At 65.4% G+C, this 25,274-nt stretch carries 22 protein-coding genes and 2 rRNA genes (1 of these 24 only partly in view); 6 read left to right on the forward strand and 18 right to left on the reverse strand.

All coding sequences use genetic code 11. The features are described 5' to 3' along the window. Positions 1 to 56: 56 nt before the first annotated feature. The 11 genes from SVA_RS16590 to SVA_RS16640 all read right to left on the reverse strand — a co-directional run bounded on the left by SVA_RS16590 (position 57) and on the right by SVA_RS16640 (position 11,543). A complete protein-coding gene (locus tag SVA_RS16590) occupies positions 57 to 779 on the reverse strand; it encodes an SPOR domain-containing protein (protein WP_096462271.1) in 723 nt (240 codons plus the stop codon). Continuing rightward, the gene (locus SVA_RS16595; RefSeq protein ID WP_096462272.1) at positions 776 to 1,510 is read right to left on the reverse strand and encodes a type III pantothenate kinase; all 735 of its coding nucleotides are present in this window, start codon (positions 1,508 to 1,510) and stop codon (positions 776 to 778) included. The genes SVA_RS16590 and SVA_RS16595 overlap by 4 nt, the downstream gene beginning before the upstream one ends. Beyond that, a complete protein-coding gene (birA, locus tag SVA_RS16600) occupies positions 1,510 to 2,481 on the reverse strand; it encodes a bifunctional biotin--[acetyl-CoA-carboxylase] ligase/biotin operon repressor BirA (protein ID WP_169924152.1) in 972 nt (323 codons plus the stop codon). The genes SVA_RS16595 and birA overlap by 1 nt, the downstream gene beginning before the upstream one ends. After that, positions 2,478 to 3,428 carry a D-2-hydroxyacid dehydrogenase gene (locus tag SVA_RS16605; RefSeq protein WP_096462273.1) on the reverse strand — a complete coding sequence of 317 codons (951 nt, stop codon included), beginning with the start codon at positions 3,426 to 3,428 and terminating at the stop codon, positions 2,478 to 2,480. The genes birA and SVA_RS16605 overlap by 4 nt, the downstream gene beginning before the upstream one ends. 92 nt (positions 3,429 to 3,520) lie before the next feature. Next, positions 3,521 to 4,450, reverse strand: a complete 930-nt coding sequence (locus tag SVA_RS16610) for a 2-hydroxy-3-oxopropionate reductase (protein WP_269456955.1) — start codon at positions 4,448 to 4,450, stop codon at positions 3,521 to 3,523. Continuing rightward, entirely contained in the window at positions 4,437 to 5,780 is a 1,344-nt protein-coding gene (locus SVA_RS16615) for an amidase (RefSeq protein WP_096462275.1), read from the reverse strand. The genes SVA_RS16610 and SVA_RS16615 overlap by 14 nt, the downstream gene beginning before the upstream one ends. 97 nt (positions 5,781 to 5,877) lie before the next feature. Beyond that, positions 5,878 to 6,873 carry a 2-hydroxyacid dehydrogenase gene (locus tag SVA_RS16620; RefSeq protein ID WP_096462276.1) on the reverse strand — a complete coding sequence of 332 codons (996 nt, stop codon included), beginning with the start codon at positions 6,871 to 6,873 and terminating at the stop codon, positions 5,878 to 5,880. Next, entirely contained in the window at positions 6,870 to 8,192 is a 1,323-nt protein-coding gene (locus SVA_RS16625) for an MFS transporter (protein WP_096462277.1), read from the reverse strand. The genes SVA_RS16620 and SVA_RS16625 overlap by 4 nt, the downstream gene beginning before the upstream one ends. A gap of 25 nt (positions 8,193 to 8,217) precedes the next feature. After that, complete coding sequence (locus tag SVA_RS16630) at positions 8,218 to 9,531, reverse strand: TRAP transporter large permease (RefSeq protein WP_420823893.1); 1,314 nt, start codon at positions 9,529 to 9,531, stop codon at positions 8,218 to 8,220. Positions 9,532 to 9,645: 114 nt separating this feature from the next. Next, positions 9,646 to 10,311: a TRAP transporter small permease subunit gene (locus tag SVA_RS16635; protein WP_096462278.1), complete on the reverse strand. Its 666-nt coding sequence runs from the start codon at positions 10,309 to 10,311 to the stop codon at positions 9,646 to 9,648. A gap of 74 nt (positions 10,312 to 10,385) precedes the next feature. Beyond that, positions 10,386 to 11,543, reverse strand: a complete 1,158-nt coding sequence (locus tag SVA_RS16640) for a TRAP transporter substrate-binding protein (RefSeq protein WP_096462279.1) — start codon at positions 11,541 to 11,543, stop codon at positions 10,386 to 10,388. Between the two features lie 216 nt (positions 11,544 to 11,759). Between SVA_RS16640 and SVA_RS16645 the strand changes: the two genes are divergently transcribed. Genes SVA_RS16645 through SVA_RS16655 form a run of 3 tightly spaced genes read left to right on the forward strand, consistent with a single transcriptional unit; the run spans position 11,760 to position 14,535 of the window. Beyond that, positions 11,760 to 12,494 (forward strand): (Fe-S)-binding protein, encoded by a 735-nt coding sequence (locus tag SVA_RS16645; protein WP_096462280.1) that lies wholly within the window; start codon positions 11,760 to 11,762, stop codon positions 12,492 to 12,494. Further along, positions 12,494 to 13,900 carry a LutB/LldF family L-lactate oxidation iron-sulfur protein gene (locus tag SVA_RS16650; protein WP_096462281.1) on the forward strand — a complete coding sequence of 469 codons (1,407 nt, stop codon included), beginning with the start codon at positions 12,494 to 12,496 and terminating at the stop codon, positions 13,898 to 13,900. Before SVA_RS16645 ends, SVA_RS16650 begins: the two co-directional genes overlap by 1 nt. Further along, positions 13,897 to 14,535, forward strand: coding sequence for a LutC/YkgG family protein (locus SVA_RS16655; RefSeq protein ID WP_096462282.1), 639 nt, complete (start codon positions 13,897 to 13,899; stop codon positions 14,533 to 14,535). Before SVA_RS16650 ends, SVA_RS16655 begins: the two co-directional genes overlap by 4 nt. A gap of 163 nt (positions 14,536 to 14,698) precedes the next feature. Here SVA_RS16655 and aceB read toward each other — a convergent pair whose 3' ends face one another. Together aceB and SVA_RS16665 are read right to left on the reverse strand one after the other, a co-directional pair. Further along, on the reverse strand, positions 14,699 to 16,303 hold the full coding sequence (gene aceB / locus SVA_RS16660; RefSeq protein ID WP_096462283.1) for a malate synthase A: 1,605 nt from the start codon (positions 16,301 to 16,303) through the stop codon (positions 14,699 to 14,701). Next, positions 16,296 to 16,802 (reverse strand): peroxiredoxin, encoded by a 507-nt coding sequence (locus tag SVA_RS16665; protein ID WP_096462284.1) that lies wholly within the window; start codon positions 16,800 to 16,802, stop codon positions 16,296 to 16,298. The genes aceB and SVA_RS16665 overlap by 8 nt, the downstream gene beginning before the upstream one ends. A 177-nt stretch (positions 16,803 to 16,979) precedes the next feature. Here SVA_RS16665 and SVA_RS16670 point away from each other — a divergent pair, with 177 nt between their 5' ends. Further along, the gene (locus SVA_RS16670; RefSeq protein ID WP_096462285.1) at positions 16,980 to 17,900 is read left to right on the forward strand and encodes an autotransporter outer membrane beta-barrel domain-containing protein; all 921 of its coding nucleotides are present in this window, start codon (positions 16,980 to 16,982) and stop codon (positions 17,898 to 17,900) included. A gap of 13 nt (positions 17,901 to 17,913) precedes the next feature. On the opposite strand, the gene epmB is transcribed toward SVA_RS16670, so the two are convergent. Further along, positions 17,914 to 18,921 carry an EF-P beta-lysylation protein EpmB gene (gene epmB / locus SVA_RS16675; RefSeq protein ID WP_096462286.1) on the reverse strand — a complete coding sequence of 336 codons (1,008 nt, stop codon included), beginning with the start codon at positions 18,919 to 18,921 and terminating at the stop codon, positions 17,914 to 17,916. 39 nt (positions 18,922 to 18,960) lie between these two features. On the opposite strand from epmB, the gene efp reads away from it, so the two are divergent. Then, the gene (efp, locus tag SVA_RS16680) at positions 18,961 to 19,524 is read left to right on the forward strand and encodes an elongation factor P (protein ID WP_096462287.1); all 564 of its coding nucleotides are present in this window, start codon (positions 18,961 to 18,963) and stop codon (positions 19,522 to 19,524) included. Positions 19,525 to 19,528: 4 nt separating this feature from the next. Beyond that, a complete protein-coding gene (epmA, locus tag SVA_RS16685; protein WP_096462288.1) occupies positions 19,529 to 20,512 on the forward strand; it encodes an EF-P lysine aminoacylase EpmA in 984 nt (327 codons plus the stop codon). A gap of 31 nt (positions 20,513 to 20,543) precedes the next feature. Here the strand turns inward: epmA and dtd are convergent, their stop codons facing one another. From dtd to SVA_RS16705, 4 genes are all read right to left on the reverse strand, one after another. Continuing rightward, positions 20,544 to 20,981: a D-aminoacyl-tRNA deacylase gene (dtd, locus tag SVA_RS16690; RefSeq protein WP_096463008.1), complete on the reverse strand. Its 438-nt coding sequence runs from the start codon at positions 20,979 to 20,981 to the stop codon at positions 20,544 to 20,546. Positions 20,982 to 21,038: 57 nt separating this feature from the next. Further along, positions 21,039 to 21,887 (reverse strand): endonuclease/exonuclease/phosphatase family protein, encoded by an 849-nt coding sequence (locus SVA_RS16695; protein ID WP_197703265.1) that lies wholly within the window; start codon positions 21,885 to 21,887, stop codon positions 21,039 to 21,041. A gap of 372 nt (positions 21,888 to 22,259) precedes the next feature. Continuing rightward, a 5S ribosomal RNA gene (gene rrf, locus SVA_RS16700) occupies positions 22,260 to 22,375 on the reverse strand. Positions 22,376 to 22,478: 103 nt separating this feature from the next. Next, positions 22,479 to 25,274: ribosomal RNA gene (locus tag SVA_RS16705) — 23S ribosomal RNA — on the reverse strand (it continues 105 nt past the right edge of the window).

Genomic DNA, 25,274 nt, shown 5'->3' on the forward strand with positions numbered 1-25,274 from the left:
AATCTGAAAGTTCATGCCACCGTGCGCGACGTGCGGGCGACAAGTATAGCGGCCCGTCAGCCGGGCGGCATCTGGGCCCCGCCGTCCGTGGGCGGCGCGGGAGGGCAGGCGGCGGATCGCAGAGAGACGCCGGCCGCCCATTCCTCCTCGGCGAAGCGGGTGAGCGCCACGCCACCGATGCGCCCGTCGCGCGCCGGATCGGGCAAGGCGAGCCAGTAGACGTGCCGCAGGCTCGGTACCGGCTGAATGGAGGCGTCCAGGCCCTTGGCCCTGAGCTGCCGCTGACGCTGACGCGCGTTCGCCTCGACGGTGAAGAGCCCGACCGAAACCGCGTTCTCCATGCCCTCCTCCTGAATCAACGCGTGATCCTTGAAGCCGAGGCGTGTGAGCTGACGGCGCTTCGCGTCCGCCGCTTCCCGGCTCGCAAGCGGAGGAAGATACACCTGGTACGCCCGTCCGCGGCTCTCGAACTCGGTGACCTGCTCCACGTGCAGCCCCCAGGACTCGATGCGCGTTCCCGCCCCCCTCGCCTCCTGCAGCGAGGTGAAGGGTCCCAGTCGGTAACAGGGGCCGGCGGGGGCGGAAGCCGCGACAGCCGGCCGGCTCTGGGACCGCGCGCGCAGCGCCGTGCCGGGTTCCGACAGGCGCTTGAGCTTTTCCGGACTGACGTCGGCACGGGGCCTGGGAAAATCGTAGGAAACGAGCGGCTCCTTGTACCAGCTTCCCCACATGTAGAGGCCGAGATTCGCGACCAGCAGCAGACCGAAAAAGAGCCTCATGACGCGTCGGCGATCCGGGCAAGGCCGCGTAGCACGAGATCCGGAACGGAGCGAAACGGTCGCGAGAGACGCGCGGCGATCGTGTCCGCGTCGCCGCCGGTGATGTAGAGCGTCATCTCCTCGCCCAGCGCCTCTTCGAATTCCCGCCACACCCGCTCGATCGCGCCGGCAATGCCGTAAACCGTCCCGGCCGCGACCGCGTCGCCGGTCGTCCGTGCGAGACAGGAGGCGTCGTTGCCGTCTGCGGCGCGCACGCCGGCCGTGCGTTCGCTCAGGGCCGCGCGCTGCAGGCGAATCCCCGGGAGAATGACGCCGCCGGCGAACACGCCCTCGGCCGTGAGCGCGTCGATGGTCACCGCGGTGCCGCAGTCGGCGACGCAGGCGGCGTGTGCGCCGAGCGCACGCGCGCCGACGAGGGCGGCCCAGCGATCGGGCCCCAATGCCTGCGGCGCGAGGTAGCCGTTCCGCACGCCGCACTGCTCCGCACGCGCCTCGATGAACAGCGGATCCAACGACCAGCGCGCGGCGAGCCAGGTCGCCAGTGTCGTTCGTGCCCGCGAGTCCGCCACGCTCGCGACGACGACGCGGTCGGGTCGAAGCTGTCCTTCCCACACGCCGTCCAGCAGCGCGCGGAGGTCGTTCGCCAGGGCGACGGCGCCGCTCGTCCAGCGATCGTCGTCGCGCAGCGCCCACTTGAGCCGGGAGTTCCCGAGGTCGACGAGAAGCTGCATCACGCGCCCCGCAAGCTGATCTCGCCCGCGTGGTAAACGCGTTCATCGCCGCGGGCGTCGATCAGCCGCAGCGCCCCGCCCGAGTCGACTCCGGCCACCGTCCCGGCGATCGTCGCCGACGCAGTCATGAGGCGTACGCTCTGCCCGTGGTACACGTGGCGTCGTTCCCAGTTCTGCCGGAAAGGGCCGAAACCGCGCGCGCCGAACGTGCGGCACGCGTCGTGCAGCCGCCCGATGACGAGCGCCGCCAGGCGATTGCGGTCGATGGTCGAGCCCAACACCTCCTCGAGATCGACCCACGGCTGGTCGATGCCCTCGGCCTCGCGCGCCCCGAGCCGGCAGTTGATTCCCGCACCGAGCACGACGAGCGCGGGCCCGGCCGCTTCGCCCTGCACGTCGGCGAGCAGGCCCGCGAGCTTGCGTCCGCGCCAGACGACGTCGTTCGGCCATTTCAGACCGATGCCGCGCGCGCCGTACTCCTCGAGCGCCTCGAGCAGGGCGAGGCCGGCTGCCAGCCCGAAGGCCGCTACCGTCGCCGGCCCGGCGTCGAAGCGCCATGCCATCGAAAGCAGCAGGTTCCGGTACGGCGTCGCGAGCCAGCCGCGTCCGCGCCGCCCGCGCCCCTGCGTCTGCGTCTCGGACAGGCAGACGCTCCCGGAAACGAGCGCCGACGCCCGTTGAATCAGGTAGCGGTTCGTCGAATCGACGGTCTCGAGCACCTCGAGGGAATGCGGCAGGTCGCCCCGGCGCCCGAGCTCGGCGAGGATCGCGTCTCGGTCGAGCGGATCGACTGGCTCGGGAAGCTTGTAGCCCCGGCCGGGGACCGAGTGAATTTCGAGGCCGAAGCTCGCGAGCGCGCGCACTCCCTTGTTCACCGCCGCGCGCGAAACGCCAAGACGCCGGCCCAGATCGGTTCCCGAGTGGAACTGGCCGTCGGCGAGGAGCTTGAGGATTTCCGCGCGCGTGGTCACGGGCCGACCAGATTGCGCGGCTCGCCGCGGGCGAACGCCTCGATGTTGTCGATGAGCTGGTCTGCGAGCCGCTGCATCGCCTCGCGGCTGGACCAGGCGACGTGCGGGGTCAGGATGAAGTTCGGAAGATCGAGCGCGAGCAGCGGATTGTCCGCGCGCGGCGGCTCGCCGGAGAGCACGTCGAAACCGGCGCCCGCCAGCCGCCCCTCCGACAGCGCGCGCGCAAGCGCGGCCTCGTCGACGAGGCCGCCACGGGCGGTGTTGATCAGTACCGCCGAAGGCTTCATCCGGGCGAGCTCTGCTTCTCCGATCAGGTTGCGCGTGGCGGGCGTGAGCGGCGAGTGCAGGCTCAGCACGTCGGCTTCGCGCAGCACCTCGTCGAAGGCCGTATAGCCCTCGCGTACCGAGGCCGCTCCCTTGTGCTCGGCGTAAAGCGCGTTCATGCCGAAGGCCTGCCCGAGGCGCGCGACCGCGCGCCCGAGCGCACCCCGGCCGACGATGCCGAGCGTCGATCCGTGAAGGTCGTGAATCGGCTGTGTGAACAGGCAGAACTGCCCGGCGCGCTGCCAGAGGCCGTCTTTCAGGTCCTGCCGGAACGCGAGCAGGTTGCGCCTGAGCGCAAGGATCATCATGAACACGTGCTCGGGAACGGTGTGCACGGCGTAGTTCCGGATGTTCGCCACCTTGATCCCGCGCGCGTGACAGTAACCGAGGTCGACGTTGTCGGTTCCGGTCGCGGCGATGGCGACGAGCCGAAGATCGGGCAGCTGCTCGAGCGCGTCCTTGCGCAATGCCACCTTGTTCGTTATCGCGACCGTCGCGCCGCGGAGATGCTCCGCCACCTGCGCGGGCCCCGTCGCCGGATAGTCCCGCCAGCGGTGCGGGAACGCCGGCGTTCGAAGCTCCGCGATCAGGCTGTCGCGGTCGAGGAAGACGATCTCGTGCATCGCTATGAGCGGGTTTATGTCCTGGACCGCATCGGACCCCCACGAATCGAGCCGGTTATCGCGCGGTCCGGGGGTTCAGGAATCCGTGCGACTCAGCGCTCCATGCCCGACATGCGCTCGAGCACCTTGATGACCGCGGCGGAGTCGATCTCGGCGTCGCCGGTGCCCATGAGGGCGTTCAGGTGCTGCGCAACGAGTGCTGCGCCGGGAAGCGCGAGCCCCATCTTGTGCGCGTCCTCGATCACGATGCGCAAATCCTTCTGGTGCAGCTTCACCTTGAAACCCGGCTTGAAGTCGTTGTCCAGCATGCGCTTGCCGTGCACCTCGAGGATTTTGCTGCCGGCGAAGCCGCCCATGAGCGCCTCGCGCACCTTGGCAGGGTCGACGCCGTTCTTGCGGGCGAAGAGCAGCGCTTCGCTCACGGCCTGGATCGTGACCGCCACGACGATCTGGTTGCACGCCTTCGCCACCTGGCCGGCGCCGTTATCGCCGACATGAACGATGTTCTTGCCCAGCACGTCGAAGTAGGGTTTGACACGTTCGAAGGTCTCGCGCTTGCCGCCGACCATGATGGAGAGCGTGGCGTTGATCGCACCCACCTCTCCGCCGGAAACAGGCGCATCCAGCATGTCGGCACCCTTGGCGCCGAGCGCGGCCGCCATCTCCCGGGTGGCGGCCGGGGAGATGGTGCTCATGTCCACCACGACCGAACCGGGACGCGCCCGCCGGATCACTCCCTTCTCGCCCAGGATCACCTGCTCCACATCAGGGGTGTCGGACACCATAATAAAGACGACGTCGGCATTCGCGGCGACGTCTTCCGCCGATGTGCAGGCGGTCGCCCCCGCCTCCGCCAGGACCTCCATCGTGACCGGCCGCCGGCCGTGCACCCAGAGCGCGTGTCCCGCCTTGCGGAGGTTGAGCGCCATCGGGCGCCCCATGATGCCGAGCCCAATGAAGCCGAGTTTCGCCGCCATCGCTTCGTTCTCCTCTGGAAATTCAGGCCGTTCATGATACCGGATCGCCCGGAAAACCGAGGCGGGCGCCGACCGCGTCCTCGCACCACCGCGCGACGCCGAGCAGCGCGTCCTCGCCGAAGGGGCTGCCGACGAGCTGCGTGCCGAGCGGCAGACCGGCCGGCCCCCGGCCCGTCGGCAGGGTCAGCGCGGGAACGCCGCACAGCGTCCAGATCGTACAGAATGCCGGGTCGCCGGTTGTCGTGAGTGTCGAGGGGGCCTCGCCCGCCGTGGGCAGGGTCACGATCGCGTCGTAGCCGCCGAGCAGATCCCGAAGCCGCTCGGCGAGCAGGGCCCTGTCGTCCAGCGCGGCGCGCAACGCCTCCTCCGGAATCGCAAGGCCCTCCTCGATCAGCGTGTTGACCGCCCCGCTCAGGAGGCGCAGGTGCCGTCGCTGCAGATCGACGAGCCGCCTCGCTGCCTCCGCGTACATGATCACGCGGTGCACCTCGTGCGCCGACCCGAAAGGCTCGGGAAGCTCGTGCTCGTCCACGGTCGCGCCCGCCGCGCGCAAGCGCGCGAGCACGTCGAGAAAATGCGTCTGCGCGTGCTCGCGGGCGCGCTCCCACACCGGCGAACGGACCGCGAGCAGACGGGGTGCCTGCTGACGGCGTGCGAACGTCGCGGAAGGAGCCGTCCGCTCGACGGTCGCGGGATCCTCCGGATCGGCGCCGGCGAGCACGGAGAGCAGCAGCGCGGCGTCCTCGAGCGTGCGCGTGAAGAAGCCGGGCTGATCCAGCGTCGGACTGAAGGCGAACATGCGCGTCCGCGGCAGCCATCCCGCGGTCGGCTTGAAGCCGATGCAACCGCAGAACGCCGCCGGCCGGATGATCGAGCCGTTGGTCTGCGCGCCGAGCGCGGCCGGCGCGAAACCGGCGGCGACGGCGGCGGCCGAGCCGCTCGAGGAGCCGCCCGGCGTATGGCGTCGGTCCCAGGGATTGTGCGTCGTGCCCGGCACGTAGTACGCGAGCTCGGCCGTCACGGTCTTGCCGAGCACGAAGCCGCCCGCCGCCTCTATCCGTTCGACGAGCACCGCCGACCGCAGAGGTACGTTGTCGTAGTAGGTGGGCGAGCCCATCCGCGTCGGCACGCCCGCGGTATCGAAAATATCCTTGATTCCAAACGGCACGCCGTGAAGCGCGCCCCGCACCCTTGCGCCGTCGGCCGTGCGCGCCTTCGCGACGACCGCTTCGGGGTCGAACCAGGCGAAGGCCTCGATAAGCGGCTCGTTACGGGCGATCCCGTCGAGCAGCGCGCGTGCGTACGCTTCGCTCGTGACATCGCCCGCCCGGAGACGCTCGATCGCCCGTGTCAGACTCAGTTCCGCGAGCTTCACGGTTGTTCTCCGAGGGCGCTCGAGCGGGAGTCAGAGGCGGTCATGGGTGACGTCCGACGCGAACCCGATTGCCGACCGATCGATTGCGCCCACCATTCTAGAGCGACCGCTTGCTCGCCGTCGCGAGCGCATCGGGATTGAGCAGGTTCGGCGGGCGCTGTGCGGTGAGCGCGGCGATCAGATTCTCCGCCGCCATCAGCGCCATCTTGCGCCGGGTTGCCTCGGTGCTGGAAGCGATATGCGGTGTGAGCACCACGTTCTTGAGGGCAAGGAAGCCGGGATCGAGGGCCGGCTCGTTCTCGAACACGTCGAGTCCCGCACCGGCGAGGCGTCCCTCGCGCAGCGCCGCAAGCAGCGCGCCATCGTCCACCACGCCCCCGCGAGCCGCGTTCACCAGGAGCGCCGTCGGTTTCATGCGCGCAAGCTGCTTTGCGCCGATCAAATGGTGCGTGGTCGGGGAGTACGGCACGTGAAGCGTCACGATGTCGGCACGTTCGAGCAATTCGTCCAGGCCGGCATAGGCCGCGCCGCACGCCTGCTCGATTCCGGCATCGAGCCGACGGGTATTGTGGTAGACCACCTTCATGTCGAAGCCGCGCGCTCGGCGTGCGACCGCCTGGCCGATGCGCCCCATACCGACGATGCCGAGCGTCGCGTGATGCACGTCCTGCCCGAGAAACTGCTTCAGTTTCCATCCCTTCCACTCGCCCGCGCGCAACGCCGCCTCGGCCTCGGTAACGCGCCGGGCGGCGGCGAGTATGAGGGCCCAGGTGAAGTCGGCCGTGCTGTCGTCGAGCACCCCGGGGGTGTTGGTCGCCATGACACCGAGGGCGCTGCAGGCGGCAAGATCGATGTTGTTGAATCCGACCGCGATGTTGCAAACGGCCTTCAACCGGGAGCAGCGCTCGAGGAGCGTGGCGTCGATGCGGTCCGTGAGGGTGGTGAGCGCGCCCGCCTTGTCGGCAAGCTGGCGCGCGAGCTCATCGGGCGGGAAGGGGCGGTCGGACTGGTTCGCCGTCACCTCGAAATGACGGCCGAGGATCTCCAGCGCCTCGTCGAAGACTTCGCGCGTCACGAGCACCTTCGGTTTCATCGTTCCTCCTCCTTGTCTGCGCTTGCCGAATAGCGACAGTAGGTTTCGCGCACGAAAAGCGCGCCGATCAGACCGAGACCGGCGAACGCGGTCATGAGCCCCATTCCCGCACGGTAATCCGCCGCCGAGTAGATGCGCACGCCCGCCTCCAGCCGGCCGTCCCAACCCATATCCATGACGAGGCCGACGAGCGGCTGCAGCAGCGCGCCGCCGAGGAAGGCACCCGTGTTGACCACGCTCGTCGCCATGCCGGAAAGCGCCGGCCGGTTCACTTCCTTGGCGACGGCCCAAACGAGCGTAAAGCCGGCGGTCGCGAAGCCCATGACCGCGAAGAGCGCGAGGCTCAACGCGCGCGGGACGGTGACCTGCGCGAGCAGCCAAAGCCAGCATGCGAGATAGACGACCAGACCGGCCAGCATCACCGGTCGGCGCCGCGCCAGCCGGTCGGAAAGCGCCCCGAGCAGGAAGGACCCGACCGCGAAACCGGCGAGCATCAGCGCCGTGTGATCGGCGGCCTGTGCGCGCGTCATGCCGTGGACCTGCTCCAGATACGGTACCGCCCAAAGACCCGCGAACGCAAAAAGGGTGCCGCCGACCCCGAGCGATGGCCAGAAGCCCGCCCAGGTGGCGCGGTTACGAAGCACCTCGGCGAGACCCTCGGTCCAGCGGCCGCGATGCGGGGCGTGCGGCGCGTGTCCGTCCAGCTCGCGCGGCGAGGGCAATCCGACCTCTCCCGGGTGATTGCGAACGAAGAACCAGGTCGCGGCGCCCAAGGCGAGCGAGAAGAGCCCGATGGCGACGAACACCTCGCGCCAGGTCGCGAGCGCGAGCAGCCAGACGAGCGGCGCGGCCGCCAGCACCGCCCCCAGGTTGCCGAGCAGTACGGTCAGGCCCGTAAGCGTGCCGAAATGGCGATCGTGGAACCAGACGGCGTTGATCTTCAGCATCGCGACGAACATCACGGACACGCCGAGCCCGACAAGCAGCCGACCGGCCGCGGCGACACCGAGCGTGTCCGCGGTACCGAAGACGAGCGAGCCGACGCCCGCGATGACGCCCCCGCCCGCGACGATGGCGCGTACGCCGAGGGTGTCGACGAGCACGCCCGTCGGGACCTGCATCGCGGTGTAGACGTAGAAGTACGTCGCGGCGAGGCCACCGAGCTCGACTCCGCTCGCGCTGAACGCCCGTGCCAGCTCGCCGGCGATCGAGGCCGGCGCCATGCGGTGAAAAAAGGAAAGTATGTAGGCGGCGACGACGAGGCCGAACGCCGTCGCCCGCAGCCGGGCGAGCTGCGCACGCTCCTCCACGCTCAGCATCCCGGACGACGTATCCGCCGCGCGATCATCCGTAGAGCACTTCCGGCAGCCACAGGGCGAGCTCCGGCCAGATGTACAGCAGGACCATTGCGAACACCTGGATCCCCATGAACGGCATCATGCCGGCGAAAATCTGGTTGAGCGAGACGTGGGGCGGCGCCACCCCCTTCAAGTAGAAAGCGGCCATGGCGACCGGTGGCGACAGGAACGCCGTCTGCAGGTTGAGCGCCACGAGCAGGCCGAAGAACAGCGGATCGATGTTGAAGAGATCGAGCAGCGGAAGGAAGATCGGCATGAAGATGACGATGATCTCGGTCCACTCGAGCGGCCAACCGAGCAGAAAGATGATGATCTGGGAGACGATCAGGAACTGGATCGGCGTCAGGTTGAGACCGAGCACGAACTGTTCGATGAGCTGCTGGCCGCCGAGCAGCGCGAAGGTCGCCGAGAAGAGGGCCGAGCCCACGAACAGCCAGCAGACCATTGCCGTCGTGCGGGCCGTGAGAAATACCGACTCCTTGAGCCGGCTCCAGCTGAACTGCCGGTAGGCGACGGCGAGCAGCAGGCCCCCGAACGCGCCCACGCCGGCCGCCTCAGTCGGCGTCGCGAGCCCGAAGACGATGGAGCCGAGGACGGCAAGAATGAGCAGCGACAGCGGCAGGAAGGACGTGGCCAGCTCCCAGGCGATTCGCGCGAGGGCGGGCCGCTGTTCGCGCGGGGGCTTCGGGCAGAGCTTCGGGTTGATGATCGCCCGCGCCATCACGTAACCGACGTACATGGTGGCCAGGATGAATCCCGGTATGAACGCGCCGGCGTACAGACGCACCACCGACACTCCCGCCGTCGCGCCATACAGGATGAGCAGGATGGAAGGCGGGATAAGGATGCCCAGACACCCGCCCGCCGTGATCGAGCCGGCCGCGAGCTTCGTGTCGTACCCGGCGCGCAGCATCGGGCCGAGCGCGAGCAGTCCCATGAGCGTCACGACCGCGCCGATGATGCCGGTCGCAGTCGAGAAGATCGCGCACGTGACGACCGTCGCGACGGCGAGCGAGCCCGGAAGCGCGCCGGAAGCGAGCTGGATCGAGTGGAAAAGCCGGTCGACGATGGCGGCGCGCTCGACGATGTACCCCATGAACACGAACAACGGCACCGCGATGAGCACGTCGTTCGTCATGGCACCGTAGGTCCGCTGCACCATGAGATCGAAAATGACGTTCTGGTACCACGGCTGGCCGGGCGTATAAAAGGCGATGTACCCGAAGATCATCCCGAGCCCCATCAGGGTGAAGGCGGTCGGGAACCCGAGCATGATGGCGACCACGATGAGCGCCAGCATGAGCAGGCCGTAATGCGCCTGGGTGATTTCTTCGACGGACAGGAAAAGCCCGAAGATCAGCAGGACCACGAGCCCGAGCGAAACCAGGCCCACGAGCATCGGGTTTTTCATTATTTAGTCGTTCTCGCCCGGGCGCTGGCCGTGCAGGCCGTTGCGGCGGATGTCGACGGGCTCACCTTCGGTGAAGCGTCCGTCCGCGGGCGTCGCCACGTCTTCGGCGTGCACCATCTTCTTGAGCTCGTCGACGTCGACCTCCTCGACGTCGTGGGCCCGCCTCGGCCACTCGCCGGTCTTGAGGGCCTGCACGCAACGGATGATTTCCGCAATCCCCTGGAGGAGCACCAGGAATCCCGCGATCGGAATCAGGGTCTTGAAGTGGTAGAGCGGCGGACCTCCGGATACCACGCTCGAATGCTCGCGCAGCTGCCAGGAAATCTTGGCGAAATCGATGCCGGAATACGCGAGCGCCGCGATTCCGGGGATGAAGAATACGAAGTAGAGCAGGAGGTCGAGCCCGGCCTGCAGGCGTGTCGGGAAGAACCCGTAGAGCACGTCGCCGCGCACATGGCCGTTGCGCGCGAGCGTGTAGGCGCCCGCCATCATGAACAGGGAGCCGTACAGGATGTATTCGGCGTCCCACGCCCAGTCGACCGGCGCGCGAAAAAGATAGCGCGCCGTGACGTCGTAGCAAACGATCGCCGTGAGCACGACGATAAGCCAGGCGAACGCCTTGCCTGACCAGGCGCTGATGTTGTCGATCAGGAACAGGAAGCGCTGCATGGCTGCCGGCGGCCGGAGGCCGGCACACCCGATCCCTGGGTGTGCCCTTTACGGCTGGTTCTCGACTCCGGTCCTTACCCCTTCTTCTTCCCGAAGTAGTGGTTGTAGGCGAGCGTCGGGCTCACGATCGTGTCTTCCGACCAGGCGACCGCGCGCTCCGCGAACTTGCGCTGCGACTCGACCACCTTCGCGAAGAACGGGTTCTCCGCCGACTTCTTGGCAATGACGGCATCCCATGCCTTCAGCTGCGCCTGCAGGATCTCGTTCGGCGTCTTGTAGAACTTCACGCCGTCCTTCGTCTTCATCCCGATGTAATCCTGCGAGTAGCGATCGATCGCCTTCCAGGACATGTCCGCGCTCGACGCCTGCGCCGCGTAGCGAATGATGGACTTGAGCTCGTTCGGCAGCGCGTTGTACTTCTTGCCGTTGAACAGGATCTCGAAGCACTCGAGCGGCTGGTGGTAGCTCTGCAGCATGCAGATCTTCGAGACATCCGGGAACCCGAGCAGGCGGTCGCTCGACGCGTTGTTGAACTCGGCCGCCTCGATGAGGCCGCGATCGAGCGCCGGAACGATCTCGCCGCCGGGCAGCGCCACGACGGCTGCGCCGAGCTCCTTGAATACGTCGACCGACAGACCCACCGTGCGGAACTTCAGGTTCTTCAACTCGCTTGAGCTCTTGACGGGCTTCTTGAACCAGCCGAGCGGCTGGGTCGGCATCGGACCGTAAAGGAAGCCGACGACATCGAACTTCATGATCTTGTGCTGCAGCTCGTCGTAGAGCTCCTTGCCGCCGCCGTACTCGACCCAGGCGAGCAGAGTGTTCGCGTCCATGCCGAACGAGGGGCCCGTGCCGAAGAGCGAGTAGGCCGAGTTCTTGCCGTACCAGTAGGCCGACACGCCGTGGCCGCCGTCGAGCGTGCCCTTGTTGACCGCGTCGATGAGATCGAAGGCCTTCACGACGGCGCCGGCCGGCAACACCTCGATCTTGAGGCGGCCACCCGACATGTCGTTCACCTTCTTCGCGTAATCGAGCGCGTACTCGTGGAAGATATCCTTGGTCGGCCAGGTGCTCTGGAAGCGCATCGAGACCGTCTGCGCGCGCGACACCATCGGGAACGAAAGCGTGGCGGCGCCGGCAGCGGACGCGGCTGCCCCTGCCAGGAACCGGCGGCGGGATTTCGAAGGCTCGGTCGATTGAATCTGGCGCTTCTTGGGTTTTTTGTCGCTCATGACTCCTCCTAGCTTTGGAATCGAAAAGTGCCGGGATAGGCTCGAAAACAACGGTCGCGGGCAGCAACCATCGCTGGACATACTAGTCCGAAATCCCGTACTAGGCTATCGGCGCGGCCAAGGGACGCGCGTTAAACCGTTTTCACTATGCGAGTTTGCATCGGTTGACGCAGGCGGGTTACGGTAAAGTCCCTAACCGCCCTGCACCTCGGCCCGATGCGCGTCGGCCTGTTCGTGACCTGTCTCGTGGACCTCGTGCGTCCTCGCGTCGGGTTCGCGGCGCTGAAGCTGCTCGAGGCGACCGGCGCCGACGTCGTCGTGCCGCACTCGCAGACCTGCTGTGGCCAGCCCGCCTACAACAGCGGGGACCGTCGCACCGCGCTGGCCCTCGCGCGCAAGACGGCGCGCGACCTCGCCGGGTGCGATGCGGTCGTCGTCCCGTCCGGCTCGTGCGCGGGGATGCTGCGCATGCATTACCCTCGCCTGGCCGAGGCCGATCCCGAACCCGCGCATGCCGCGGCCCTGCGAAGGCTCGCGGCGCATACCTACGAGCTTTCCGATTTCATCACACGGATCGCGCCCCTCGAACGCGTGCCGGGACGTTACGAGGGGACCGTGACCTACCACGATTCCTGCTCCGGCCTGCGCGAACTCGGCATCAAGGACGGGCCGCGCCGGCTGCTTGCGCGTCTGCCGGGCGTGCGCCTGGTCGAGATGCGCGAGGCCGAGACATGCTGCGGCTTCGGCGGTACGTTCGCAGTCAAGTTCGGCGAAGTCTCGAGCGCCATGGCTGACAGAAAATGCCGACACATCCTCGAAACGGGCGCCCGGGCAGTCGTCGCCGGTGATCTCGGCTGTCTGCTCAACATCGAAGGACGGCTCCGCCGGTGCGGCCACAACGGCATCAGGGCGCTGCATTTCGCCGAGGTCCTCTCGGGCGAAGCCGATTGATGGAGCTCTCTCCCGCACGCTTCAAGACCCAGGCGGCCGCAAGCCTCGCCGACGCACGCCTGCAATCCGCGCTCGAGAAGCTGCAGGATCGCTTCGTCGTCGGGCGCGCGCAGGCTCTACTCGAACTCGATAACGCCGACGCCGTGCGCGACGCGGCCGCGGACATCCGCGCCCGCACGCTCGCGAATCTCGATGATTATCTCGAACGCTTCGAGGCCGCCGCGCGCGCGGCCGGTGCCGAGGTGCACTGGGCCGAGAACGCCTCGGACGTGAACCGAATACTGGTCGAGATCGCGGCGCGTCACGGCGTGAAGCGTGTCGTGAAGTCGAAGTCCATGGTGACGGAGGAGTGCCGCGTCAATGAAGCCCTCGGGACGGCGGGGCTCGAGGTCCGCGAGACCGATCTCGGAGAATACATCCTGCAGCTCGCGGACGAGCCGCCTTCGCACATCGTCGCGCCGGTCGTGCACAAAAGCCGCGACGAGATCGCCGATCTCTTCGTCGAACACCACCGCACACCGCGCCGGGAGACGATTCCCGCTCTCGTGGCCGAAGCACGCGAGCGGCTGCGTCCCGCGTTCCTCGCCGCCGACATGGGGATCAGCGGTGCGAATTTCCTCGTGGCGGAGACCGGCTCGGCGCTGATCGTGACCAACGAGGGCAACGGCCGGCTGGCGACGACGCTGCCCCGCGTGCACGTCGCCGTCACCGGCATCGAGAAGGTCGTGCCGACCCTCGAGGACGTCGCGACGCTGCTGCGGCTCCTGCCGCGCTACGCAACCGGCCAGAGCATCACGAATTACGTCTCGATCCTCACCGGCCCGCGGCGTCCGGACGACGGCGACGGGCCCGAGCATTTCCACGTGATCCTCGTCGACAACGGTCGCAGCCGGATGCTCGGCACCGACCGGCACGACATGCTCCGCTGCATACGCTGCGGAGCCTGCATGAACCACTGCCCGGTCTATCAGAACGTAGGCGGCCACGCGTACGGCTGGGTCTACCCCGGGCCGATGGGCTCGGTCCTGACGCCGGCTCTCCTCGGCCCCGCTGAGGCGCGGGACCTGCCGAACGCTTCGACGCTCTGCGGCGCGTGCGCGCAGGTGTGCCCCGTCAAGATCCCGCTTCCCGACCTGCTGCGAAACCTGCGCGAAGAGCAGGTCGAACAGCGCCTCCGGCCCGCCGGCGAGCGGCTGGCGATACGTCTCTGGGGATTGCTGGCCCGGCACCCGTTCCTCTACGGTGTGGCTTCCGGCGTCATCGCGCGCGCGCTCAGGCTCTACGCCGGCAGGGACGGCGCGATCCGTCGGCTCCCGCTCGGCCGCGGCTGGACCCTCGGGCGCGATTTCCCCGCGCCGTCGGGCCGCACGTTCCGCGAGCTCTATGTCAGGCGGGGTCGCGCGTGAGCCGCGAACGTATTCTCGAACGCGTCCGCTCCCGCTGTCGCGCGCTCGCGGCACGCAAACCGATCGCGCCGGAGCGCGCGACCCCGGCCCGCGGGCCCCTGCCCCGTCGGCCCGATGATCTCGTCGACGCCTTCCGAGCGAAAGCCCGTGCGCTTGCCAGCACCGTCATCGGGCCGGTCGACGCTGGAAAAGCTCCGGAGACGGTCGCCATGTGGCTCACGGAAACGAACCTCGGCAAGCGGGCGGTGATTTGGCCCGAACTCGCAGGCATGAACTGGAGAACCGCAGGCATCGACGTCGAGGCGCGGGAGGCGCTGGGGACGGATCTCGTCGGCATCACCGGCGCATTTTGCGCCGTGGCCGAAACGGGAACCCTGGTGTTACTCTCCGGCGCGACGACGCCCGCCACCGTCAGCCTGCTCCCCGAAACTCACGTCGCGCTCGTTCCGTTGAAGCGCGTGGTCGCGTATATGGAGGACGCCTTCGATCTCCTTCGCCGGGAACGCGGCGGACCACCGAGGGCGATCAATCTGGTTTCCGGCCCTTCGCGCACGGCCGACGTCGAGCAGACGGTAACCCTCGGCGCGCACGGACCCTACCGCGTGGCGGTAATCCTCGTGAGAGGCGATCCTTAGGCAAAACGGACCAAAGGGGCCTCGAGCTCGAACACGCGCCTCGCGTCGGGCTCGGTGTCGGCGGCTCGGACGGCGGCGCCCGATTCTCTCCGGCTGTTGATTCGGTTGCGGCGGCCGAAATCCGAAGCGACGCAAACCGGGCCACCCTTCTTCCCGCCAACAACTAGTCGATGTACTCGTAAAGCGGCAGTGTGAGAAATTCGGCGAACTCGTCGTTCGTCGTGAGCTGGTCGAACAGCCTGGCCGCGAGCTCGTATTTGCCCGCCGACCATTGCGCCTCCCCGACGTGTTTGCGCACGTTCGCGAGCTCCTCCGGCAGGAGCTGCCGGAAGAGCTCGATGTCCACCTTGCGCCCGTCGTCGAGCTTGCCCTTCGGGCTTCGTATCCATTGCCAGAGCTGGGCCCGCGATATCTCGGCCGTTGCGGCGTCTTCCATGAGATGGTGGATCGGCACGCACCCGACGCCGGCGAGCCAGGAGCCGAGGTACTGAAGCCCCACGTCGATGTTGTGCCGCACGCCCGCCTCGGTGATCGGCCGCGCGGGGCCGAACGCGAGCAGGTCTGCCGCCTTCACGCTCACCTCCTCGCGCTTTTTGTCGATCTGGTTGGGTCGTGGCATCAGCCGGTCGAATACCTCTCGGGCCAGCGGGACGAGGCCCGGGTGCGCGACCCAGGTGCCGTCGTGGCCGTCCGTCGCCTCGCGCTCCTTGTCGGCTCGAACCTTGGCGAGTGCGTCCTCGTTCGCCTTCGGGTCGTTCTTGATCGGGATCTGCGCCGCCATTCCGCCCATCGCATGCGCGTTGCGCCGGTGGCAGGTCTTGATGAGGAGCTGCGTGTAGGCGCGCATGAACGGCACGGTCATCGTGACGAGTCCCCGGTCGGCGAGCACGAAGCCTTCGCGGTTACGGAACTTCTTGATGCAGGAAAAGATGTAGTCCCAGCGTCCGGCGTTCAGCCCCGCCGAGTGCTCGCGCAGCTCGTAGAGAATCTCGTCCATCTCGAATGCGGCGAGGATGGTCTCGATCAGCACCGTAGCCCGGATCGTCCCACGCGGGATGCCCAGCTCGTCCTGTGCAAGGTTGAAGACGTCGTTCCACAGGCGTGCCTCGAGATGGCTTTCCATCTTGGGGAGATAGAAGTACGGGCCGGATCCTCTCTCGATCAGCTCGCGGGCGTTGTGGAAGAAATAGAGACCGAAGTCGAACAGGCTTCCCGAAATCGGTTCACCGTCGACGAGCACGTGCTTCTCTGGGAGATGCCAACCACGCGGACGCACCATCAGGGTCGCGGTCTTTTCGTTCAGCACGTACTGCTTGCCCTCGGGGCTCGCGAAGCGGATCGTGCGGCGAACCGCGTCCCGCAGGTTCAGCTGCCCCTGGATGAGATTCGACCAAGTGGGTGTGTTCGAGTCTTCGAAGTCCGCCATGAACACGCTCGCACCGCTGTTGAGCGCGTTGATGATCATTTTCCGATCCACGGGCCCGGTGATCTCCACTCGGCGATCCGCGAGGTCCTTGGCCACGGGTGCCACGGTCCAGTCGCGGGCACGCACCGAGGCCGTGTCGGAAAGGAAATCGGGATCGCGGCCACCGTCGATCTCGCGCTGGCGGGCCGACCGGTGGGCGAGCAACTCCTCGCGACGGGCCCCGAATGCACGGGCGAGCTTCGAAACGAAAGACACCGCCTCGGGGGTGAGGATACCGGCGAAATCGCCTTCGGTGCTCGCACGCACTTCGACGCCGGCCGGGTAGGAAACGGATTTAGCCATGGCGCTTCTCCAGACGATCGAGCTGAATCAGCAGGGTGCCGGCGTCGCTCACCTCGAACTTGCCCGGCTGCTCGACATTGAGGAGGCGGATGACGCCGTCCTCGGCGTAAAGAGAGTAGCGCTGCGACCGCGTTCCCCTGCCCTGCGCGCTTTGGTCCACGTCGAGTCCCACCGCACGCGTGAACTCGGCGTTGCCGTCACCGAGCATCCGGATCTTCCCGTCGATCTCCTGGCTCTTGCCCCATGCCCCCATCACGTGCGGGTCATTGACGCTGACGCAGAGGATTTCATCGATGCCTTTGGCTTTGAACTGGGCGTACTGTTCCAGAAAGCCCGGAACATGACGTGCGGAGCAGGTAGGCGTAAAAGCGCCCGGAACCGCGAAAAGAACGATGCGCCGCCCGCGGGTAAGCTCGTCCATACTGCGGGTTTGCGGTCCATCGGCGGTCATCTCGAAGAGCGCGGACGAGGGCAAACGGTCGCCAATCTTGATGGTCATGCCGATCTCCTTGCCTCCAGGAAACAATGCGGACGACGAACCGCGAGTTGGCCCCTATTTATGCGCCAAACCGAGCGGCTTTTCTACTGCGCGTTGTCCGTATCGTTTCGCGTTGACCCTCCGGCTTTCCGCGTCTAACGTGGGACGGGATCGTCGAGCAACAATTCCGGGGAGAGCATGGTTAGAGCTAAGGGCGGGCCCATTCTGCTCGCCGTCGGGGCGCTTGCGTGCGTCGCGCAGGCGCCGGCCGCGCAACAGACCTTCGACATCAACGTCGGTCATCGCTCGGATGCGCTCCGCTGGAGCATCGCCGGAGACCTGTCGGGCTCGCTTTCGCCCAATGTCCTGTCCGAGCTCAGGTGGGAAAACCTCGATATCGTTCAGCTTTCGGTCGGATGGAAGCTGGACACGGAACGAGGGCTGCAGGTGCGGGGCAATGCGGCCTACGGATGGATTTACGATGGCAGCAACCGGGACTCCGACTACCTTGGCGATGGGCGAACCCTCGAATTTTCGCGATCCGAGAACGAGACGCGCGACGATGACGTGCTCGACCTTGCGGTCGCCGTAGGTTATCGCCTCACTCACCGGTTCGACCGCAGCGCGGTGCACGTGACGCCACTTCTCGGCTTGTCGCGGCACGAGCAGCGGCTCCGAATCACGAACGGATTTCAGACCATCCCGCCTCTCGGGCCTTTTCCGGGTCTCGACAGTACTTACCGGACGGAGTGGACGGGTCCGTGGGTAGGCATAGAGCTGGCGGGCGAGACAACGGAAAGGGTCGGTGGATTCGTTCGCCTGGAGCACCACTGGGCGGACTACAGCGCGGACGCCAACTGGAATCTACGGGACGATTTTCAGCACCCAAGGAGTTTCGCGCACGAAGCGGACGGCACGGGGCTCGTCGCGTCGGTGGGCATCGTCGGTGTCGTTCACCAGAAGTGGTCGGCAAGACTCAGCTACGATTACCAGAGGTGGCGCACGGACCCCGGCATCGACCGCGTGTTCTTCGCCAACGGCGCGGTCGCTGCGACCCGCTTGAACGAAGTGGAATGGACTTCGCGCACGATCTCACTCGGACTGGAGCTGGCGCTGTGAATACCCGGTTCCGCTAGGCGAGAAGAATCTTCGAGACCGCCCGCGGTTGCTCGCGCACGAGCCGGGGCACGAGATAGCCGGGCAGGCGCGCGCGCATTGCCTGATGCAATTCGAGCGAACGTTCCTCCGGGACGTCGTAGTGCGCGGCGCCCTCGACCCGATCGAGCTGGTGGAGGTAGTAAGGAAGGACGCCGGCCGCAAAGAGAGCGTCGCTCAAATCACAAAGCGCATCGGCGTTATCATTGACGCCGGCGAGAAGGACGGACTGGTTGAGCAAGGTGATGTGCGCGCCCGCGAGCCGCACGCATGCGTCTCGCACTCCCGAATCGATCTCGTTCGGGTGATTGGCGTGCAGCACCACAACCGGCTTGAGTCGCGAGGATACCAATGCGTTCACGAGACCGTCCGTCACGCGCTCGGGCAACACTACCGGGAGACGCGTGTGCACGCGCAAGCGTTCGACGTGCGCGTTCACGGCAAGGACACCGATGAGATCGGCGAGTCGAGCGTCGGACATCGTCAGCGGATCGCCACCACTCAGTATCACCTCTCGAATCGAACTCGTACCGGCGATGTACCGCAGCGCGTCGTTCCATCGATCCGTAGCCGGATTTGCCTCACCGTAGGGGAAGTGCCGACGGAAACAGTAACGGCAGTGGATCGCGCACGCGCCCGTCGTCGTCAAAAGAACGCGCCCCTCGTATTTGTGCAACACCCCCGGCGCCACCATCGAAGCCAGATCGCCGACCGGATCTGCGGTGAAACCCGGCACCGACCTGAGCTCGCAGTCAAGGGGCAGAACCTGGGCCAGCAGCGGGTCGTGCGGATCACCCCTTTTCATGCGGGCGAGGTAGCCGCGCGGCACACGCAAGGGGAAGCGCCGCGCGGCGGCGCGGGCCGGATCGATAAAGGCCGGATCGAGGCCGAGAAGCCGAACAAGCTCGGCAGGATCGGTGATCGAGCGTGCGAGCTCTCGCTGCCATGCGGCCGACTGCCCAGCCGCGCGGGTTCCGGGTATCATAGCGCGCTCTTTTTTCCGGGTAGACGTATCAGGGGTCCCATGGCGACTTACAGCACGAACGAATTCAGGTCAGGGCTTAAGGTGATGCTCGACGGCGATCCGGCCGCGATCATTGAAAATGAGTTCGTGAAGCCGGGCAAGGGCCAGGCCTTCAACCGGGTGAAGATACGCAATCTCAAGACGGGTCGAGTGATCGAGCGCACGTTCAAGTCGGGGGACACGATCGAGGCGGCGGATGTGGTCGACGCCGAGATGCAGTACCTGTACAACGACGGCGAGTTCTTTCACTTCATGCAGCCGGAAAGCTTCGAGCAGGTCGCGGCCGACAAGAACGCCGTGGGCGACGCGGCGAAGTGGCTCAAGGAGCAGGACGTCTGCCTCGTAACGCTCTGGAACGGTACCCCGCTCTCGGTAGAGCCGCCCCACACGGTGATCCTGAAGATCGTCGAGACCGATCCCGGTGTCAGGGGAGACACCAGCGGCGGGGGCGGCAAGCCGGCGACACTCGAAACCGGCGCTGTCGTGCGCGTGCCGCTTTTCGTGCAGACCGGTGAACTCGTGAAAGTGAACACCCGCACGGGCGAGTACATCTCGCGCGCGTGATCCGGTGCCCGGGAAGACCTGGCGACCGACCGCGTCGCTGGCGAGGCTGAAGCTCCGCGCGGAGCTCCTCGCCCGGATACGGACATTCTTCTCGACCCGTGGCGTACTCGAGGTCGAGACACCGATTCTCTCGAGGCACGCGGCAACCGACCCGCATCTCAATACGATCGGCACCGTGCCGGCGGCGGAAGGCGCAGGAACGCGGGCGCTTTACCTGCACACGTCCCCGGAGTTCGCCATGAAACGGCTGCTCGCCTCCGGGTCCGGATCGATTTATCAGCTTTGTCACGTCTTCCGGGCGGGCGAACGCGGTCGCTGGCACAATCCCGAATTTACGCTCCTCGAATGGTACCGGCCGGAGTTCGACCACCATGCACTCATGCAGGAGGTGGCAGACCTCGTATCCGAGGTGCTCGTCGGTCACCTGGTCCTCGGTGCGGTCGAGAAGCTGACGTACAGAGAGGCATTCGAGGCCCACACGGGCATCGACCCGCACCGCGCCACTGCGGCTCAGCTCGCGACGGCAGCGGCCGAGCGGGGGATCGTCGTTGAAGGACGGGGGATCGAGGAGGTCGACGCCTGGCGCGATCTGCTCCTTACGCACCTGGTCGAACCCCACCTCGGACTCGGCCGACTGACTTTCCTCTACGACTACCCGGCCTCGCAGGCAGCGCTTGCGCGCATTCGAGCCGGAGACCCTGCCGTCGCCTCGCGTTTCGAGCTGTATCTCCACGGGATCGAGCTTGCAAACGGCTTTCACGAGCTCGGCGACCTTGGCGAGCAACGTGCCCGCTTTGAACGGGACAACGCCGAACGCAAGCGCCTCGGACTGCCGGTCATGCCGGTCGATGAGCTCTTGCTTGCGGCGCTCGCCCACGGCCTGCCCTCCTGTGCGGGCGTCGCGCTGGGCGTCGATCGCCTGGTGATGCTGGCGGCCGGCTCACGGTCACTTGAGGATGTGATCGCCTTCCCGATCGACCGGGCGTAGACGCCCAGACTACGAGGGTCGCGCAGCCTCGTCAGCTCTCGAGCCAGAATGTCACCGGACCGACGTTGGTCAGCGTCACCTGCATGTCGGCCCCGAAGACACCGGTCGACACCCGGATCGAATGTTCCCGCACGGCGCACACCAGGCGATCGTAGAGCCGCGCGCCGGTCTCGGGGTCCGCCGCCGGGGTGAAACTCGCGCGCGACCCCTTGCGCGTATCAGCGGCGAGCGTGAATTGCGGAACCAGTAGAACATCGCCGCCGACATCGCGCACGCTGCGGTTCATTCTTCCCGATTCATCCGGGAACACCCGGTAGGTCACGAGCCGGTGTGCGAGCCGATCCGCGCTGTCCTCGTCATCGCCGCGCTCTACAGCGACGAGGACGAGGAGTCCCGGTCCGATTGCAGCAACTGTCTCGTCGCCCACGTCGACGCGCGCTTCGCTGACGCGCTGCAGAAGCGCGATCAGGAGACGCGCACCGGGAACCGTTGCCCCGGGACGCAAAACGCCAGGGCTCGGAGGAGACTAGAGGCCGCCGGCGGCGGCGAGCCGAGGTGCTTGCTGCTCCGCATAGTCCGCGGCCACCATTGCGTCGGCGGGAAGCGTGACATCCATCGCAACGGGCAGATGATCGGTGATCGCGTGATTCAGCACCCGCACGCTGTCGACGGCGATGGAGGGGGAGACGAGAATGTGATCGATGTTGCGTCGGGGCCGCCAGCTCGGGAACGTATGCAGACCGTGCGTGGGTTCGGCCAATCCGGAGCGTCGCAGAAACCACTGCAGTTCCTCGCTTTCGGAACGGCAGTTCAGATCGCCCATCAGGATCACCTGTCGGTGGCCTTGGACGAACTCGGCGATGCTCGCGAACTGTCGCAGGCGGGCACGACGTCCCAGCGCCAAGTGCACGATGAGCAGCAACAGGGAGCCGTTGCCTATGCCAAAGCGCGTGCACAGCGCCCCGCGCCCGGGGATCATCCCCGGCAGCCTCATTTCCGTCACCTCGCTCGGGCGATGACGACTCAGCAGGCCCAAGGTGTGCTGCGCAAATCTTCCGAGATTGCGGTTTGTCTGGTCGTACCAGTAGGGAAACCGGGATCGCAGGGCAAGGTACTCGGTCTGGTTTATGAATCCGCTGCGCAGACTTCCGCCGTCCGACTCCTGCAGTCCGACGAAGTCGAACTCGTTCGCAAACTCCGCGATCCGGTCCAGCGTATCCAGTCGCTCCGGATACGGGAGAAAGTGTTTCCAGCTGTGCGTGACGTAGTGGTGATACTTGCTGGAAGCGATCCCGGCCTGGATGTTGTAGCTGAGCAAACGCAGGCGGCGGGTCGGGCCTGCTTGCGGTACTGCATGAATCTGCCGCGGAAGCACGGGTGCGCTCGCTCGAAGTCGAATGCGGGTCGGGATCTCGTCGTGCTCGTTTCTCATCTCAAATTAGCCCAATCTCGGCCAACCGCAAGGCAGGCGCGCCGCTCCCGACGATCGGTAGCAGCGCAGGGGACCGCCGGATTATAACAGCCGGGCGCACGAAGCGCGGGTCGATAAGGCCTGCCGGCGGCGGGCGCACTTAATTCACGACGGGAGCCGAGCAGGACTCGTGAACCGGGGAACCCAAAAGTTGCGAACGGAAGTAACTGCGGCGCTAATGGCTCGAGACGGCGCTTCAACCAGGAAGAGGAGGAGCGATGATTCCTCGAAAAACGAAAAGCCCCCGGCCGTGGGGCCGGGGGCTCGAGATATAAAGCCTGGCAGTGTCCTACTTTCACGCGGGGAGACCCCGCACTATCATCGGCGCTGAGCGTTTTCACTTCCGAGTTCGGAATGGGATCGGGTGGTTCCCGCTCGCTATGGCCGCCAGGCAAACCGCTTGCGTTGCGGCACGGGCCGCAACCGATATCCGGAAAAGCAAAGCAAGGCTTGTTGCATTCAGTCGCTGACCATACCCAACCTCTTGGGTGTTATATGGTCAAGCCTCACGGGCAATTAGTACGGGTTAGCTTCACGCCTCACAGCGCTTCCACATCCCGCCTATCAACGTGGTGGTCTTCCACGGCCCTTCAGGGGAGTCGAGCTCCCAGGGAGATCTCATCTTGAGGTGGGTTTCCCGCTTAGATGCTTTCAGCGGTTATCCCGACCGAACTTGGCTACCCGGCAATGCCATTGGCATGACAACCGGCACACCAGAGGTTCGTCCATCCCGGTCCTCTCGTACTAAGGACAGATCCTCTCAAATCTCCAACGCCCACCGCAGATAGGGACCGAACTGTCTCACGACGTTCTGAACCCAGCTCGCGTACCACTTTAAATGGCGAACAGCCATACCCTTGGGACCGGCTACAGCCCCAGGATGTGATGAGCCGACATCGATGTGCCAAACACCGCCGTCGATATGAACTCTTGGGCGGTATCAGCCTGTTATCCCCGGAGTACCTTTTATCCGTTGAGCGATGGCCCTTCCATACAGAACCACCGGATCACTATGACCGTCTTTCGACCCTGCTCGACTTGTATGTCTCGCAGTCAAGCACCCTTATGCCATTACACTCGACGCACGATTTCCGACCGTGCTGAGGGTACCTTCGCGCTCCTCCGTTACTCTTTGGGAGGAGACCGCCCCAGTCAAACTACCCGCCACACACTGTCCCCGGCCCGGATAACGGGTCAAGGTTAGAACCTCGAAACTGCCAGGGTGGTATTTCAAGGTTGGCTCCACGCCGGCTGGCGCCGGCGCTTCAAAGCCTCCCACCTATCCTACACAGGCAATTTCAAAGTTCAGTGTGAAGGTGTAGTAAAGGTTCACGGGGTCTTTCCGTCTTGCGGCGGGAACGCTGCATCTTCACAGCGATTTCAACTTCGCTGAGTCTCGGGTCGAGACAGTGTAGCCATCGTTACGCCATTCGTGCAGGTCGGAACTTACCCGACAAGGAATTTCGCTACCTTAGGACCGTTATAGTTACGGCCGCCGTTCACCGGGGCTTCGATCAGGAGCTTCGCCTTGCGGCTGACCCCATCAATTAACCTTCCGGCACCGGGCAGGCGTCACACCCTATACTTCCGCTTTCGCGTTTGCAGAGTGCTGTGTTTTTGATAAACAGTCGCAGCTACCGATTCTCTGCGACCTCTCTCGGCTCCAGACGCGAGGTCCTTCACCTAACAGAGGCACACCTTCTTCCGAAGTTACGGTGTCAATTTGCCGAGTTCCTTAACCCGAGTTCTCTCAAGCGCCTTAGGATTTTCACCTCGCCCACCAGTGTCGGTTTAGGGTACGGTCGCCCGTGACCTGAAGCTTAGAGGCTTTTCCTGGAAGCATGGCATCGATCACTTCGGTCTTCCCGAAGGAAGACCTCGTCGTCACGTCTCGACTAAGCCGCACGGATTTGCCTATGCAGCACGTCTACACGCTTAAACCGGGACAACCAACACCCGGCTGACCTAGCCTTCTCCGTCCCCCCATCGCAGTCACGGCCGGTGCAGGAATATTAACCTGCTTCCCATCGACTACGTCTTTCGACCTCGCCTTAGGGGCCGACTCACCCTGCGCCGATTAACGTTGCGCAGGAAACCTTGGGCTTACGGCGAACGGGTTTTTCACCCGTTTTAACGCTACTCATGTCAGCATTCGCACTTCCGATACCTCCAGCGGACCTTACGATCCGCCTTCGCAGGCGTACGGAACGCTCCCCTACCACGTATGAGATCCGAAGACCTCACACATCCGCAGCTTCGGTACACGGCTTGAGCCCCGTTGAATCTTCCGCGCGGGTAGACTCGACCAGTGAGCTATTACGCTTTCTTTAAATGATGGCTGCTTCTAAGCCAACATCCTGGCTGTCTGGGCCCGCCCACATCGTTCACCACTGAGCCGTGATTTTGGGACCTTAGCTGGCGATCTGGGTTGTATCCCTCTTCACGACGGATGTTAGCACCCGCCGTGTGTCTCCCGTGATCGCACTCCTCGGTATTCGGAGTTTGCAACGGTTTGGTAGCCCTAGACGGACCCCTAGCCGTAACAGTGCTCTACCCCCGAGGGTGAAAGTCACGAGGCGCTACCTAAATAGCTTTCGGGGAGAACCAGCTATCTCCGCTCTTGATTAGCCTTTCACTCCGATCCACAGCTCATCCACCACTTTTGCAACAGTGGTTGGTTCGGTCCTCCAGCGGGTATTACCCCGCTTTCAACCTGGCCATGGATAGATCGAGCGGTTTCGGGTCTACTCCCAGCGACTGGTCGCCCTGTTAAGACTCGGTTTCCCTACGGCTCCCCTAGACGGTTAGCCTCGCCACTGAAAGTAACTCGCTGACCCATTATACAAAAGGTACGCCATCACCCCTTGCGGGGCTCTGACTGCTTGTACGCATACGGTTTCAGGTTCTATTTCACTCCCCTCTCCGGGGTTCTTTTCGCCTTTCCCTCACGGTACTGGTTCACTATCGGTCGGCAACGAGTATTTAGCCTTGGAGGATGGTCCCCCCATCTTCAGACAGGATTTCACGTGTCCCGTCCTACTCGATTTCATCCTGAGCGCCTTTTCGTGTACGGGGCTATCACCCTGTATCGCCGGCCTTTCCAGACCGTTCCACTAAAACGCTCAAGACTTAAGGGCTACTCCGCGTTCGCTCGCCACTACTAACGGAATCTCGGTTGATTTCTTTTCCTCCGGGTACTTAGATGTTTCAGTTCCCCGGGTTCGCTTCCTGCACCTATGGATTCAGTGCAGGATGACCTTGCGGTCGGGTTTCCCCATTCGGAGATCCTCG

This window comes from Sulfurifustis variabilis, assembly GCF_002355415.1.
Classification (GTDB): domain Bacteria; phylum Pseudomonadota; class Gammaproteobacteria; order Acidiferrobacterales; family Sulfurifustaceae; genus Sulfurifustis; species Sulfurifustis variabilis.

What these genes read in the sequence shown, in the direction of transcription:
- SVA_RS16640 (WP_096462279.1), bottom strand. Translation starts at nt 11,543, where the DNA reads ATGAGCGACAAAAAACCCAAGAAGCGCCAGATTCAATCGACCGAGCCT.
- SVA_RS16650 (WP_096462281.1), top strand. Translation starts at nt 12,494, where the DNA reads ATGGAGCTCTCTCCCGCACGCTTCAAGACCCAGGCGGCCGCAAGCCTC.
- SVA_RS16665 (WP_096462284.1), bottom strand. Translation starts at nt 16,802, where the DNA reads ATGACCATCAAGATTGGCGACCGTTTGCCCTCGTCCGCGCTCTTCGAG.
- epmB (WP_096462286.1), bottom strand. Translation starts at nt 18,921, where the DNA reads ATGATACCCGGAACCCGCGCGGCTGGGCAGTCGGCCGCATGGCAGCGA.
- SVA_RS16625 (WP_096462277.1), bottom strand. Translation starts at nt 8,192, where the DNA reads ATGCTGAGCGTGGAGGAGCGTGCGCAGCTCGCCCGGCTGCGGGCGACG.
- efp (WP_096462287.1), top strand. Translation starts at nt 18,961, where the DNA reads ATGGCGACTTACAGCACGAACGAATTCAGGTCAGGGCTTAAGGTGATG.
- SVA_RS16605 (WP_096462273.1), bottom strand. Translation starts at nt 3,428, where the DNA reads ATGCACGAGATCGTCTTCCTCGACCGCGACAGCCTGATCGCGGAGCTT.
- SVA_RS16590 (WP_096462271.1), bottom strand. Translation starts at nt 779, where the DNA reads ATGAGGCTCTTTTTCGGTCTGCTGCTGGTCGCGAATCTCGGCCTCTAC.
- SVA_RS16595 (WP_096462272.1), bottom strand. Translation starts at nt 1,510, where the DNA reads ATGCAGCTTCTCGTCGACCTCGGGAACTCCCGGCTCAAGTGGGCGCTG.
- aceB (WP_096462283.1), bottom strand. Translation starts at nt 16,303, where the DNA reads ATGGCTAAATCCGTTTCCTACCCGGCCGGCGTCGAAGTGCGTGCGAGC.
- SVA_RS16635 (WP_096462278.1), bottom strand. Translation starts at nt 10,311, where the DNA reads ATGCAGCGCTTCCTGTTCCTGATCGACAACATCAGCGCCTGGTCAGGC.
- SVA_RS16620 (WP_096462276.1), bottom strand. Translation starts at nt 6,873, where the DNA reads ATGAAACCGAAGGTGCTCGTGACGCGCGAAGTCTTCGACGAGGCGCTG.
- SVA_RS16670 (WP_096462285.1), top strand. Translation starts at nt 16,980, where the DNA reads ATGGTTAGAGCTAAGGGCGGGCCCATTCTGCTCGCCGTCGGGGCGCTT.
- SVA_RS16645 (WP_096462280.1), top strand. Translation starts at nt 11,760, where the DNA reads ATGCGCGTCGGCCTGTTCGTGACCTGTCTCGTGGACCTCGTGCGTCCT.
- SVA_RS16630 (WP_420823893.1), bottom strand. Translation starts at nt 9,531, where the DNA reads ATGCTGGCGCTCATCGTGGTCGCCATCATGCTCGGGTTCCCGACCGCC.